Raw genomic sequence first — 13,666 nt, 5'->3', positions numbered from 1 at the left:
AACCTCTGCAACGGAAGATCATTCATAGCAACAATACATTAGTTTCCAGTGAATTGCTGCCGTCAGCTTGAAAAAAGGGGCCACTCAGGCCCCCTTTTCTGAAACTCGCAAGAATTAGCGACGCAGACCCAGGCGCTCGATGAGCTGGGTGTAACGTGCTACGTCTTTACGTTTCAGGTAGTCGAGCAGTTTACGACGCTGAGAAACCATGCGCAGCAGACCACGACGGCTGTGGTGATCTTTTTTGTGCTCTGCAAAGTGGCCCTGCAGGTGGTTGATCTGTGCAGTCAGCAGTGCTACCTGAACTTCGGTAGAACCGGTGTCGTTTGCGTCACGACCAAACTCAGAAACGATTTTAGCTGTTGCTTCAGTACTTAGAGACATTTTAAAACTCCAAAGTATATAGAATGAAAGGACGCCGATCTCTAATTCAGCGATCCCAGTGTACGTTACGCAAAGTGTTAAACAATTTACGCGACGTTAAGCGGCAGTATTCTACTCGTAGCGACCTGTTATCGCAAGACGGTTAACATTACGCCGGGTATTCAACCACCAGGCGACGAGGCGCAACGCGGCCTTCATCGTCAATTTCGCCCATACCGATAAATTTGCCGTTCTCACCTTCCGTGACGCGAACCAGTCCTTCCAGTGGCGCACCAGATGTACGAACCGGGTTACCATTTTTGAAGTAAACAGAAGACGTTAACGGAAGATTCACCACCGGATAGTCCGAAGCTGGACTGTCCATTGGCATCAGTAATGGATCAAGTAACTCCGCGGCTGGAATATCCTGCTGTTCAGCTTGCTCAACAAGTTCACGCAGGTGCTCCAGGGTCACCATCCGTTCAACCGGATATTTACTTACCGCCAGACGGCGCAGGTAAATAACATGCGCGCCACAGCCGAGTTTTTCACCCAGGTCATCAATGATGGTGCGGATATAAGTGCCTTTTGAGCAGTGAATTTCCAGCTCCAGCTCATTGCCTTCATGGCGAATAAACAGCAATTCATAAACGGTAATCGGACGCGCTTCACGCGGAACTTCAATGCCCTGACGCGCATATTCGTACAGTTTTTTGCCCTGATATTTCAGTGCTGAATACATCGAAGGGATCTGTTCGATATCGCCACGGAAAGTATCCAGTGCCGCTGCCAGCTGCTCTGCGCTAAAGGTTACCGGACGTTCTTCAACGATCTGTCCGTCGGCATCAGAAGTATCGGTACGCTGTCCAAGACGCGCAATGACCCGATAGCGTTTGTCGGAGTCCAGCAGATACTGGGAAAACTTCGTCGCTTCCCCGAGGCAAATCGGCAACATGCCGGTCGCCAGCGGGTCCAGCGCACCGGTATGCCCGGCACGGTTGGCGTTATATATACGTTTCACTTTTTGCAGCGCATCGTTGCTGGACATACCCTGAGGTTTATCCAGCAACAAAACGCCGTTAATGTCGCGACCGCGACGACGAGGACGACTCATTAGTCCTCCTTGCTGTCGTCCGGGTTAACACGACGTTCTTCGTCATGTTTGACCACGCTGGTCACCAGGTTTGACATGCGCATCCCTTCAACCAGAGAGTTGTCGTAGAAGAAGGTCAGTTCCGGCACGATACGCAGGCGCATCGCTTTCCCCAGCAGGCTGCGGATGAAACCAGAAGCTTCTTGCAACGCTTTGATGCCCGCTTTAACCGCGTCTTCATCTTTGTCGTTGAGGAACGTCACATATACTTTGGCATACGCCAGGTCGCGAGACATTTCGACACCGGAAACGGTGGTCATCATGCCCAGGCGAGGATCTTTAATTTCACGCTGCAGGATGAGAGCGATCTCTTTTTGCATTTCCTGCGCTACGCGCTGCGGGCGACCAAATTCTTTCGCCATAATAAATTCTCCTGACAAAAAAGGGGCTGTTAGCCCCTTTTTAAAATTAATTTCAGGTGGAAGGGCTGTTCACGTTGACCTGATAAGACGCGCCAGCGTCACATCAGGCAATCCATGCCGGATGCAGCGTAAACGCCTTATCCCGCATGGAACCCTAAAAACCTTAAGCAATGGTACGTTGGATCTCGATGATTTCGAATACTTCGATCACATCGCCAGTGCGGACGTCGTTGTAGTTCTTAACGCCGATACCACATTCCATACCGTTACGGACTTCGTTAACGTCATCTTTGAAGCGGCGCAGGGACTCCAGCTCGCCTTCGTAGATAACCACGTTGTCACGCAGAACGCGGATCGGGTTGTGACGTTTAACCACACCTTCGGTAACCATACAGCCTGCGATGGCACCAAATTTCGGCGATTTGAACACGTCACGAACTTCCGCCAGACCGATAATCTGCTGTTTCAGTTCCGGAGACAGCATACCGCTCATCGCCGCTTTCACTTCGTCAATCAGGTTATAGATGACGGAGTAGTAACGCAGATCCAGGCTTTCCGCTTCAATCACTTTACGTGCAGAGGCATCAGCACGTACGTTAAAGCCAACCAGGATGGCGTTGGACGCCGCAGCCAGGGTGGCGTCGGTTTCGGTGATACCACCTACGCCAGAACCGATGATCTTCACTTTAACTTCGTCAGTAGACAGTTTCAGCAAGGAGTCGGAGATCGCTTCGACAGAACCCTGTACGTCTGCCTTCAGGACGATATTCACTTCGTGAACTTCGCCTTCGGTCATGTTGGCGAACATGTTCTCGAGTTTAGATTTCTGCTGACGCGCCAGTTTAACTTCGCGGAATTTACCCTGACGATAGAGTGCAACTTCACGCGCTTTCTTCTCGTCACGTACAACGGTAACTTCATCACCCGCAGCCGGTACGCCGGACAGGCCGAGGATTTCCACCGGAATGGACGGACCCGCTTCCAGCACTTCCTGACCCAGTTCGTTACGCATCGCACGAACACGACCGTATTCGAAGCCACACAGAACGATATCGCCCTTGTGCAGAGTACCTTCACGTACCAGAACGGTAGCAACCGGACCACGACCTTTATCGAGGAAGGATTCGATAACCGCACCGCTCGCCATACCTTTACGTACCGCTTTCAGCTCCAGAACTTCCGCCTGCAGCAGGATAGCGTCCAGCAGTTCATCGATACCGGTACCCGCTTTCGCAGATACGTGTACGAACTGGCTTTCACCGCCCCACTCTTCCGGCAGGATGCCGTACTGGGAGAGTTCGTTCTTAACGCGATCCGGATCAGCTTCTGGTTTATCGATCTTGTTCACTGCAACCACCACCGGTACCTGCGCCGCTTTCGCGTGCTGGATTGCTTCGATGGTCTGCGGCATCACACCGTCGTCGGCAGCAACAACCAGGACTACGATGTCCGTTGCCTGCGCACCACGAGCACGCATTGAAGTAAACGCGGCGTGCCCCGGGGTGTCCAGGAAGGTGATCATGCCGTTTTCAGTTTCAACGTGGTATGCACCAATGTGCTGGGTAATGCCGCCCGCTTCGCCAGAGGCCACTTTCGTTGAACGAATGTAGTCCAGCAGAGAGGTTTTACCGTGGTCAACGTGACCCATGATGGTCACAACCGGCGCGCGCGGTTCAGCCGCAGCACCCGTGTCACGGTCGCTCATTACCGCCTCTTCCAGCTCGTTTTCACGACGCAGGATAACTTTATGGCCCATCTCTTCAGCAACCAGCTGTGCGGTTTCCTGATCGATAACCTGGTTGATGGTTGCCATTGCGCCCAGTTTCATCATCGCTTTGATGACCTGAGAGCCTTTAACCGCCATCTTGTTCGCCAGTTCGCCAACGGTGATAGTTTCGCCGATCACAACGTCACGGTTAACGGCCTGAGCAGGCTTCTGGAAGCCTTGCTGCAGCGAAGAACCTTTACGTTTTCCGCCTTTACCGCCACGTACTGCTGCGCGTGCTTCTTCACGATCAGCTTTTGATTCAGCGTGTTTGTTGCCTTTCTTCGGACGCGCTGCTTTCGCGTTACGACCACGGCCACGGCCGCCTTCGACTTCACGATCGCTTTCGTCTTCTGCCTGGCGAGCATGTTGAGAAGTAGTGACGTGATAATCGCTGGAATCTTCAGTCGGTTCCGCGTTATCAGTCCATTTGTTTTCTTCCGCCATACGACGTGCTTCTTCAGCAACGCGACGTGCTTCTTCTTCGAGTTTACGACGCGCTTCTTCTTCAGCTTTACGCTTGAGCTCTGCAGCTTCCTGCTCACGGCGGGCTTTTTCAGCCTGGGCGTTTTTAGTCATATCGTCTTGTTGATTGCTCACTTTGTCTTTTTCCGCAGCTTCACGTTTCGCTTGTTCAGCAGCTTCACGCTTAGCTTGTTCTGCGGCCTCACGTTCAGCTTTTTGTTGCGCCTCGCGTTTAGCCGATTCTTCTGCCTCACGACGGGCTTGCTCTTCCGCTTCACGCTGCGCTTGCTCTTCCGCTGCAAGGCGTTCAGCCTCTTGCGGATCGCGTTTCACAAAGGTGCGTTTCTTGCGGACTTCGATTTGTACCGATTTGCTTTTTCCACCGGTACCAGGAATGTTAAGGGTGCTGCGTGTTTTACGTTGCAGCGTCAATTTGTCCGGGCCTGAATTTTTCTGATTCAGGTGGTCAATCAAAGTCTGTTTCTCTTGTGCAGACACAGAGTCGTCAGCAGACTTCCGGATACCTGCATCAGCAAATTGCTGTACCAGGCGTTCCACGGAGGTCTGTCGCTCTGCGGCCAGCGTTTTAATCGTTACATCTGTCATGCTGTTCCTTCCTGCTACAGTTTATTACGCTTCGTCACCGAACCAGCAAATATTACGGGCAGCCATAATCAGTGCTCCGGCTTTTTCGTCGGTCAACCCTTCGATATCAGCCAGATCATCAATGCCCTGTTCGGCGAGATCTTCCAGCGTACAAACGCCACGGGCGGCCAGTTTGAATGCCAAATCACGATCTACCCCTTCAAGGTTCAGCAGATCGTCAGCCGGTTTGTTATCACCGAGGCTTTCTTCCTGGGCCTGTGCAATGGTGGCCAGTGCATTTTTAGCACGCTCGCGCAGTGCTTCAACGGTCGGCTCATCAAGGCCTTCGATTTCCAACAGCTCTTTCATCGGCACATAGGCCAGTTCTTCCAGCGTCGAGAAGCCTTCTTCTACCAGAACAGTCGCGAAGTCTTCGTCGATGTCGAGATATTTGGTGAAGGTGTCGATCGCTGCGTGCGCTTCCGCCTGATGCTTAGCCTGCAGGTCGTCAACGGTCATCACGTTGAGTTCCCAACCGCTCAGCTGCGAAGCCAGACGCACGTTCTGACCGTTACGGCCAATCGCCTGCGCCAGGTTACCGGCTTCAACGGCGATATCCATGGTGTGTTTATCTTCATCCACCACGATAGAAGCAACGTCTGCCGGTGCCATTGCGTTAATCACGAACTGCGCCGGGTTATCATCCCACAGGACGATATCGATACGCTCGCCACCCAGTTCAGTAGACACCGCCTGAACACGCGCGCCACGCATACCTACGCAAGCACCTACCGGATCGATACGTTTATCGTTGGTTTTCACCGCGATTTTCGCACGAGAACCCGGATCGCGAGCCGCTGCTTTAATTTCAATCACTTCTTCGCCGATTTCTGGCACTTCAATACGGAACAGTTCGATCAGCATTTCCGGCTTGGAACGAGTGACGAACAGTTGCGCGCCACGCGCTTCCGGGCGAACGGAATAAAGCACGCCACGAACGCGGTCGCCAGGGCGGAAGTTTTCACGCGGCAGCATATCTTCACGCAGGATCACGGCTTCAGCGTTGTTGCCCAGATCCAGAGAGATGTTGTCGCGGTTTACTTTTTTCACCACGCCGGTGATGATTTCACCTTCGTGTTCACGGAACTGATCAACCACCATCGCACGTTCGGCTTCACGCACTTTCTGCACGATAACCTGTTTTGCCGTCTGGGTAGTGATACGGTCAAAGGTAACAGACTCAATCTGATCTTCAACGTAATCGCCCAGGTTCAGGCTTTCATCTTCATAACGTGCGGCTTCAAGGGTGATTTCCTTGGTCGGCTGGGTGACTTCATCAACAACTAACCAGCGACGGAAGGTGTCAAAATCACCGCTTTTGCGATCGATCTGTACGCGGACGTCGATCTCTTGTTCATATTTTTTCTTTGTTGCTGTCGCCAGCGCGCTTTCCAATGCTTCGAAAATCTTCTCGCGAGGTAGCGCCTTTTCATTGGATACGGCTTCAACTACAGCCAAAATTTCTTTGTTCATCGCGGGCTTTTCACCTCATCCAGACTATTAAAAGTGGGGAACCAGGTTCGCCTTCTGGATATTACTCAGCGCGAACACTTCATCTTTACCTTCGACGGTAACTGTGATCATTTCACCGTCTACCGCTTTGATAACGCCCTGCCATTTACGACGGTTTTGTACCGCCATACGGAGAACCAGAGTCACCTCTTCTCCGACAAAACGGGCGTAGTGTTCAGCCGTGAACAGTGGGCGATCGAGACCCGGTGAGGAGACTTCCAGGTTATAAGCAACGGTGATGGGATCTTCAACATCCAGCACAGCACTTACCTGGTGGCTCACATCAGCACAATCATCAACATTGATGCCATCTTCACTATCAATATAGATGCGCAGTGTGGATGTGCGACCGCGAATAAATTCGATGCCAACCAGTTCAAAACCCAGGGCCTCAACTGGCGCAGTAATCATCTCTGTTAATTTTTGCTCTAATGTGGACAAGCCCACCCCCAAGACATAAAAAAAGGGCCTAAAGCCCAGTTATTCTGTAGTCAGATAACAAAAAACCCCGATAAATCGGGGCTTTATATAACTGAACCCTATAACCGCAACTGCGGTCTGGAGCACTTTCCAGAAGGATTTTTTCAAATCCCACTACGAAGGCCGAAGTCTTCACAGTATATTTGAAAAAGAACTCTAAGGGAAAGTGGTTGCGGGGGCCGGATTTGAACCGACGACCTTCGGGTTATGAGCCCGACGAGCTACCAGGCTGCTCCACCCCGCGCCTGAAACGTGGCAAATTCTACTCGTTTTGGGTAAAAAATGCAAATACTGCTGGGATTTGGTGTACCGAGACGGGACGTAAAATCTGCAGGCATTATAGTGATCCACGCCACATTTTGTCAACGTTTATTGCTAATCATGTGAATGAATATCCAGTTCACTTTCATTTGTTGAATACTTTTGCCTTCTCCTGCTCTCCCTTAAGCGCATTATTTTACAAAAAACACACTAAACTCTTCCTGTCTCCGATAAAAGATGATTAAATGAAAACTCATTTATTTTGCATAAAAATTCAGTGAGAGCGGAAATCCAGGCTCATCATCAGTTAATTAAGCAGGGTGTTATTTTATGACGACGATTCTCAAGCATCTCCCGGTAGGTCAACGTATTGGTATCGCTTTTTCTGGCGGTCTGGACACCAGTGCCGCACTGCTGTGGATGCGACAAAAGGGAGCGGTTCCTTATGCATATACTGCAAACCTGGGCCAGCCAGACGAAGAGGATTATGATGCGATCCCTCGTCGTGCCATGGAATACGGCGCGGAGAACGCACGTCTGATCGACTGCCGCAAACAACTGGTGGCCGAAGGTATTGCCGCTATTCAGTGTGGCGCATTTCATAACACCACCGGCGGCCTGACCTATTTCAACACGACGCCGCTGGGCCGCGCCGTGACTGGTACCATGCTGGTTGCTGCGATGAAAGAAGATGGCGTGAATATCTGGGGTGACGGTAGCACCTATAAAGGAAACGATATCGAACGTTTCTATCGTTATGGTCTGCTGACCAATGCTGAACTGCAGATTTACAAACCGTGGCTTGATACTGACTTTATTGATGAACTGGGCGGCCGTCATGAGATGTCTGAATTTATGATTGCCTGCGGTTTCGACTACAAAATGTCTGTCGAAAAAGCCTACTCCACAGACTCCAACATGCTTGGTGCAACGCATGAAGCGAAGGATCTGGAATACCTCCACTCCAGCGTCAAAATCGTCAACCCGATTATGGGCGTGAAATTCTGGGATGAGAGCGTGAAGATCCCGGCAGAAGAAGTCACAGTACGCTTTGAGCAAGGTCATCCGGTGGCGCTGAACGGTAAAACCTTTAGCGACGACGTAGAAATGATGCTGGAAGCTAACCGCATCGGCGGTCGTCACGGCCTGGGCATGAGCGACCAGATTGAAAACCGTATCATAGAAGCGAAAAGCCGTGGTATTTACGAAGCTCCGGGGATGGCACTGCTGCACATTGCGTATGAACGCCTGTTGACCGGTATTCACAACGAAGACACCATTGAGCAGTATCACGCGCATGGTCGTCAGTTGGGCCGTCTGCTGTACCAGGGGCGTTGGTTTGACTCCCAGGCGCTGATGCTGCGTGACTCTCTGCAACGCTGGGTTGCCAGCCAGATCACTGGTGAAGTTACCCTGGAGCTGCGCCGTGGGAACGATTATTCAATCCTGAATACCGTCTCAGAGAACCTGACCTACAAGCCAGAGCGTCTGACGATGGAAAAAGGCGACTCGGTGTTCTCGCCAGATGATCGTATTGGTCAATTGACCATGCGTAACCTGGATATCACTGATACCCGCGAGAAACTTTTCGGTTATGCCAAAACTGGCCTGCTTTCCTCCTCTGCCGCTTCAGGCGTGCCGCAGGTGGAGAATCTGGAAAACAAAGGCCAGTAATTCGACATCAACCCTGCCCTTCAGGGGTGGGGTTACCTTGCTTATCCTCTGTAAACTCCTTTCTGAGCATCACATAATCGAAAACATCATGGTTTGCATCCACAACCCGTGAGTCTCCTTTATAGTGTGCAATCACTTCCTCAAGCGTTTGCGGCTGTTCCGGCTTTGTTACCCCCATCCACGCATTAATAAGGTAATTATTGTAAGCTGTCGAAAAGATGTTGTTTTCCGTTGTGCGATCCACGCCATCCCCAAGAACGGGGCTATACCAGATAAACATCGGGACATGATATGCCTGCTGGCTAGCCTCCCTGCCTCCATGAAAATAGACGTTCTTCTTCGTAGGGTCACGTTCCAGGCCGTGGTCGGCAAAATACATGACCGAGGCGCGGCGATCTTTTAATAATTCAAAAACCAGACCTAGCAAACTATCTGTGTAATGAATGGAGTTGTCATAGCAGGCATCCTGATCGTCCTGCGGTTGAAACACGGCGCTGGATTGCGGATAGGCGCTACAAGCCGGTTCATGGCTTCCATTTAAATGAAGAACAATCAGTTTCTTTTGCTGCGTATTTTGCTGTAATGCTTGCGATAAATGCGGCAACAACAATTCATCAAATCCTCTGACATAAACTGTTTCCATGGCGCGCATGGCGATACTGGTAACTGCTGTACCATTCTGCCGAAAAGCGGATTGCGAGCTTAGCCAGAAAGTCTGAAATCCTGCTTGATTAGCCATATTAATAATGTTGTCGGGGTAATTATGAATGTCATGACTCAAAACAGAATCAGCAGTTAAAGAAAGGGGAACCGACAGCGCAGTGTAAGGTGCGCCGCTTATTGCTTGATTAAACAGTTTGATCTGTTTTCTTTGTGCTTCAACTTGCGGTGTCGTAGAGCGTGTATATCCATACAAAGACATATTGTCGACACGTACAGACTCCCCCACAATCAACACGTAGGTATCAATACCTGTATCCCTGACTGATAATTGAAAATACGGCACCGTGTTTGCAATTGAGAGTAATCTTTGATGCTCTTTCGCTGCTAAAGCAAAATAGTTGAGATTGAAAAACGGCGTATAGGTAGCAAATCGCGACGCTAGTATATATGGACTGAACGCTTTTTTATTTTTTGCATCTTTATAAGCAAATTGACAAGCGAAAAATAAACTGCCCGAAATGACAATCAGCAATAATATTCCTGTCACTTTTTTTGTCGGCAAGGAAACATCATATTTTATTATTACTGCCAAAAAAAGAAGGGATAAAAAAGCAAAGGCACATAGATAAGGGATATACATCCCCAGCATTTTGACAACTTCATCCGGATCACTCTGGAGCACACTAATCGCAAATCCATCATTGAAAGTTGTACCAAAGGTACACCATGAATAGAGGCTAATACTCATGTCTGCCGCAGTCAGTAACACAAATGGTGCGGCAACAAGCAGGCGAAGCGGAAGGGATGATATACGTTTTACAACCAGGATGGTCAGAACGAAGAACAGCAAGCGCTGAACCATATGCGCGCCGGAAGAGGCGACTAAGTTCGTAATACCAAAAACAATAACACAAAGATACAACAACCAATGAGATTTAAAACTTCTAGCAAATTTGTTGAATACTGTCATCCAGAAATCCAAGTTCACAACCAATATAAACAATTATCAACAATGTTCAATTTTATATCAGACATGTTTTTCAACTCTGATCCATATCAGACCGAAACACTGTTAGTTTTTTCTTTTTAAATGATGCGGCCATTGCGTTCTCAGTAATTAAATAACATTATCAATGCGTCTCTAAACATTACGCAGAACGTAGCCATCAGTAGTTATACTGACAGGAGCAGGATGGTTTATCGAGAAGTAAACATATCCGTATTCGTACCGGAACTGGAGTTGACACAATAAAGTGCCAATTATGTCAGCAGAAGGGAAAAGTTTATAACTAAGGCGTACCGGCACCATCGTTTCAAGGTACCAGCTACGAGTAAAGCAACTGGACGAGATACAGATACCTGACAACCATTCCTCAGACCAGGACCAAAACGAAAAAAGACGCTTTTCAGCGTCTCTTTTCTGGAATTTGGTACCGAGGACGGGACTTGAACCCGTAAGCCCTATTGGGCACTACCACCTCAAGGTAGCGTGTCTACCAATTCCACCACCTCGGCACGGATACTACTTTTTAGTTCGGGATATCGCTGGTCGGCTTAGCCGGAGCAGCTGGTTGAGTTTGTTCGGTTTTCACCGGTGCACTCAGATTTTCCCATTCGCTACCTTTATTGGTTTTGTTGCTATTGATGTTACCCAGCACCAGACTGATGATGAAGAATAACGTTGCCAGCAGCGCCGTCATGCGGGTCATGAAGTTACCAGAACCACTTGAACCAAACAGCGTAGCGGAAGCGCCTGCTCCGAAGGAGGCTCCCATATCAGCGCCTTTACCTTGCTGCAGCATGATCAGACCAACAAGGCCAATTGCCACAATAAGGAAAACTACTAAAAGAGCTTCGTACATAATCAACCTGTTCCTTGCGGAGTTGCCGCGTACCAATGCTTCAACCAATAAAGCGGGAGTTTTTAATCTTTCCCACTGAAGCGGGTGTGAATACTAACCAAAGCGAATGACCTTCGCAAGGGCAATTTTATCGCATTGTATCAACTGCGGAAAAAAACAGCAAAACCGATGTGTTCGCTGAGAAAAAAGGCGACAATCGCCGCCTTTTTAGCCAGTTATCTAACGCTTTAAACGGCTTTTACTGCATCGGCGATGCGGTGTGCAAATTCAGTCACCTGCGCTTCGTCTTCGCCTTCCACCATCACGCGAATTAACGGTTCGGTGCCGGATTTACGCAGCAACACGCGTCCACGGTTGCCCAGCGCAGCTTCAACCTCTGCGGTCACGGCTTTAACTGACTCATGCTCAAGTGGATCGCCGCTACCTGCGGTGTAACGTACGTTAACCAGAATCTGCGGGAACATTTTCATGCCGCTGCAAAGGTCGTGCAGGCTCATATGGTTACGTGCCATAGCCGCCAGCACCTGCAAGCCAGCAACGATGCCGTCACCGGTAGTAGTTTTATCCAGCAGGATCACATGACCGGAATTCTCTGCACCGATACGCCAGCCTTTCTCCTGCATTTTTTCCAGTACGTAGCGGTCACCCACTTTCGCGCGCGCAAATGGAATTCCTAACTGTTTCAGCGCCAGTTCAAGCCCCATGTTGCTCATCAATGTACCCACAGCGCCACCACGCAGCTGGCCCTGACGAAGACCTTCACGCGCGATGATATACATGATCTGATCGCCATCGACTTTATTGCCTTCATGGTCAACCATAATCACGCGATCGCCATCGCCGTCGAAGGCAATACCGAGATCCGCTTTTTCAGCCAGCACACGAGCCTGGAGCGCGCGAACGTCGGTAGCCCCCACTTCGGCATTGATGTTTACACCGTTTGGCTCACAACCGATAGCGATAACGTTCGCCCCCAGTTCGCGCAGCACGTTCGGCGCGATGTGATAAGTCGCACCGTTTGCACAATCCACCACAATCTTCAGTTCACTGAGGCTAAGTTCGTTCGGGAACGTGGCTTTGCAAAACTCGATATAGCGACCCGCGGCATCAACGATACGGCTGGCTTTACCCAGTTCTGCCGAATCAACGCAGCTGATCTCCTTTTCCATTTCCGCTTCGATGGCCTCTTCTACCGCATCCGGCAGTTTGGTGCCGTCGATAGAGAAGAATTTAATGCCATTATCGTAGAACGGGTTATGCGATGCAGATATCACAATTCCGGCCTCTGCGCGGAAGGTACGCGTCAGATAAGCCACGGCCGGTGTTGGCATCGGGCCAGTGAAGAGTGCGGAAAGGCCCGCTGCCGCCAGACCCGCTTCCAGTGCTGACTCCAGCATATAGCCAGAAATACGCGTGTCTTTACCAATAATGATCTTACGGGAGCCGTGGCGCGCCAGCACTTTACCCGCGGCCCAACCCAGCTTAAGCACAAAATCAGGTGTGATCGGCGCATCCCCTACACGACCACGAATCCCATCGGTACCGAAATATTTACGATTACTCATAGCGTTTGTTTTCCTTTGCAGACAGAGTGGCTTCCACCACCCGCATCGCTTCTACGGTTTCTTTGACGTCATGAACACGAATAATGTGCGCGCCTTGCATTGCGGCAATGACCGCACAGGCCAGACTACCGCTCAGGCGCTCGGACGGCCCCACGTTCAGCAGCTGCCCAATCATCGATTTTCGTGACATACCTACCAACAGCGGCAGGTTGAAATGGTGAAATTCAGCCAGGCGCGCCAGTAATGAATAGTTATGGGAGAGATTTTTACCGAAACCGAATCCGGGGTCGAGCAACAATTTCTCTTTTGCGATACCCGCCTGCTCGCAACGTGCTATTTGCTCAATAAAGTAGCGATTCACTTCTGCAAAGACATCGTCATACTTCGGAGCTTCCTGCATGGTTTTTGGATTTCCCTGCATATGCATCAGACAAACCGGTAAACCGGTTTCTGCAGCCGCCTCCAGAGCGCCAGGTTCGGAAAGGGAGCGGATATCATTAATAATGTGAGCGCCAACTTTCGCTGACTCACGGATGACTTCTGGTTTGGATGTATCTACCGAGATCCAGACTTCGAAGCGTTGAGCAATTGCCTCAACCACAGGAATAACACGTTGCAACTCTTCTTCAACGCTAACTTCCGCCGCCCCTGGGCGCGTGGACTCGCCACCAACGTCAATGATCGTCGCGCCAGCGTTGATCATCAGATTCGCATGTTTCACCGCATCTATCAGCGAGTTATGCGTGCCACCATCCGAAAAGGAATCAGGCGTGACGTTGAGGATCCCCATTACGTGAGGATGGCTAAGGTCCAGTGAAGTACCCTGGGCAAAGAGTTTCATGATGTTATCCCTGGTATGAATTGATAAGAAAAAACCCCGGAGCACGCCCCGGGGT

The 13,666-nt window shown here is 50.2% G+C and carries 11 protein-coding genes and 2 tRNA genes; 1 reads left to right on the top strand and 12 read right to left on the bottom strand.

What is annotated here, in order from left to right:
• Positions 1-114: 114 nt before the first annotated feature.
• The 7 genes from rpsO to ACU8XX_RS02745 form a co-directional block, all read right to left on the bottom strand.
• The gene (rpsO, locus tag ACU8XX_RS02775) at positions 115-384 is read right to left on the bottom strand and encodes a 30S ribosomal protein S15 (protein ID WP_000059466.1); all 270 of its coding nucleotides are present in this window, start codon (positions 382-384) and stop codon (positions 115-117) included.
• A 148-nt stretch (positions 385-532) separates the two neighbouring features.
• Entirely contained in the window at positions 533-1,477 is a 945-nt protein-coding gene (truB, locus tag ACU8XX_RS02770; RefSeq protein WP_000089698.1) for a tRNA pseudouridine(55) synthase TruB, read from the bottom strand.
• Positions 1,477-1,878: a 30S ribosome-binding factor RbfA gene (rbfA, locus tag ACU8XX_RS02765; RefSeq protein ID WP_001040205.1), complete on the bottom strand. Its 402-nt coding sequence runs from the start codon at positions 1,876-1,878 to the stop codon at positions 1,477-1,479. The genes truB and rbfA overlap by 1 nt, the downstream gene beginning before the upstream one ends.
• A 163-nt stretch (positions 1,879-2,041) precedes the next feature.
• Complete coding sequence (gene infB / locus ACU8XX_RS02760; protein WP_000133044.1) at positions 2,042-4,714, bottom strand: translation initiation factor IF-2; 2,673 nt, start codon at positions 4,712-4,714, stop codon at positions 2,042-2,044.
• Between the two features lie 24 nt (positions 4,715-4,738).
• Positions 4,739-6,226, bottom strand: a complete 1,488-nt coding sequence (gene nusA, locus ACU8XX_RS02755) for a transcription termination factor NusA (RefSeq protein ID WP_001031057.1) — start codon at positions 6,224-6,226, stop codon at positions 4,739-4,741.
• 27 nt (positions 6,227-6,253) lie between these two features.
• The gene (gene rimP, locus ACU8XX_RS02750; RefSeq protein ID WP_001300397.1) at positions 6,254-6,706 is read right to left on the bottom strand and encodes a ribosome maturation factor RimP; all 453 of its coding nucleotides are present in this window, start codon (positions 6,704-6,706) and stop codon (positions 6,254-6,256) included.
• 206 nt (positions 6,707-6,912) lie between these two features.
• Positions 6,913-6,989 (bottom strand) — tRNA-Met (locus ACU8XX_RS02745).
• Positions 6,990-7,336: 347 nt separating this feature from the next.
• On the opposite strand from ACU8XX_RS02745, the gene argG reads away from it, so the two are divergent.
• Positions 7,337-8,680: an argininosuccinate synthase gene (gene argG / locus ACU8XX_RS02740; protein WP_000207665.1), complete on the top strand. Its 1,344-nt coding sequence runs from the start codon at positions 7,337-7,339 to the stop codon at positions 8,678-8,680.
• 7 nt (positions 8,681-8,687) lie between these two features.
• Here the strand turns inward: argG and ACU8XX_RS02735 are convergent, their stop codons facing one another.
• From ACU8XX_RS02735 to folP, 5 genes are all read right to left on the bottom strand, one after another.
• Positions 8,688-10,313: a phosphoethanolamine transferase gene (locus tag ACU8XX_RS02735; protein WP_112033957.1), complete on the bottom strand. Its 1,626-nt coding sequence runs from the start codon at positions 10,311-10,313 to the stop codon at positions 8,688-8,690.
• Between the two features lie 458 nt (positions 10,314-10,771).
• Positions 10,772-10,858: transfer RNA gene (locus ACU8XX_RS02730), tRNA-Leu, on the bottom strand.
• Between the two features lie 14 nt (positions 10,859-10,872).
• Positions 10,873-11,205 (bottom strand): preprotein translocase subunit SecG, encoded by a 333-nt coding sequence (gene secG, locus ACU8XX_RS02725; RefSeq protein ID WP_001297427.1) that lies wholly within the window; start codon positions 11,203-11,205, stop codon positions 10,873-10,875.
• Between the two features lie 227 nt (positions 11,206-11,432).
• On the bottom strand, positions 11,433-12,770 hold the full coding sequence (gene glmM, locus ACU8XX_RS02720; RefSeq protein ID WP_000071134.1) for a phosphoglucosamine mutase: 1,338 nt from the start codon (positions 12,768-12,770) through the stop codon (positions 11,433-11,435).
• Positions 12,763-13,611 carry a dihydropteroate synthase gene (folP, locus tag ACU8XX_RS02715; RefSeq protein ID WP_000764731.1) on the bottom strand — a complete coding sequence of 283 codons (849 nt, stop codon included), beginning with the start codon at positions 13,609-13,611 and terminating at the stop codon, positions 12,763-12,765. Before folP ends, glmM begins: the two co-directional genes overlap by 8 nt.
• Positions 13,612-13,666: the final 55 nt, after the last annotated feature.

It is taken from the genome of Escherichia sp. MAL-1, assembly GCF_052948035.1.
Note: the sequence above shows the minus strand (reverse complement) of the source record. Positions and strands in the feature narration are given on the sequence as shown.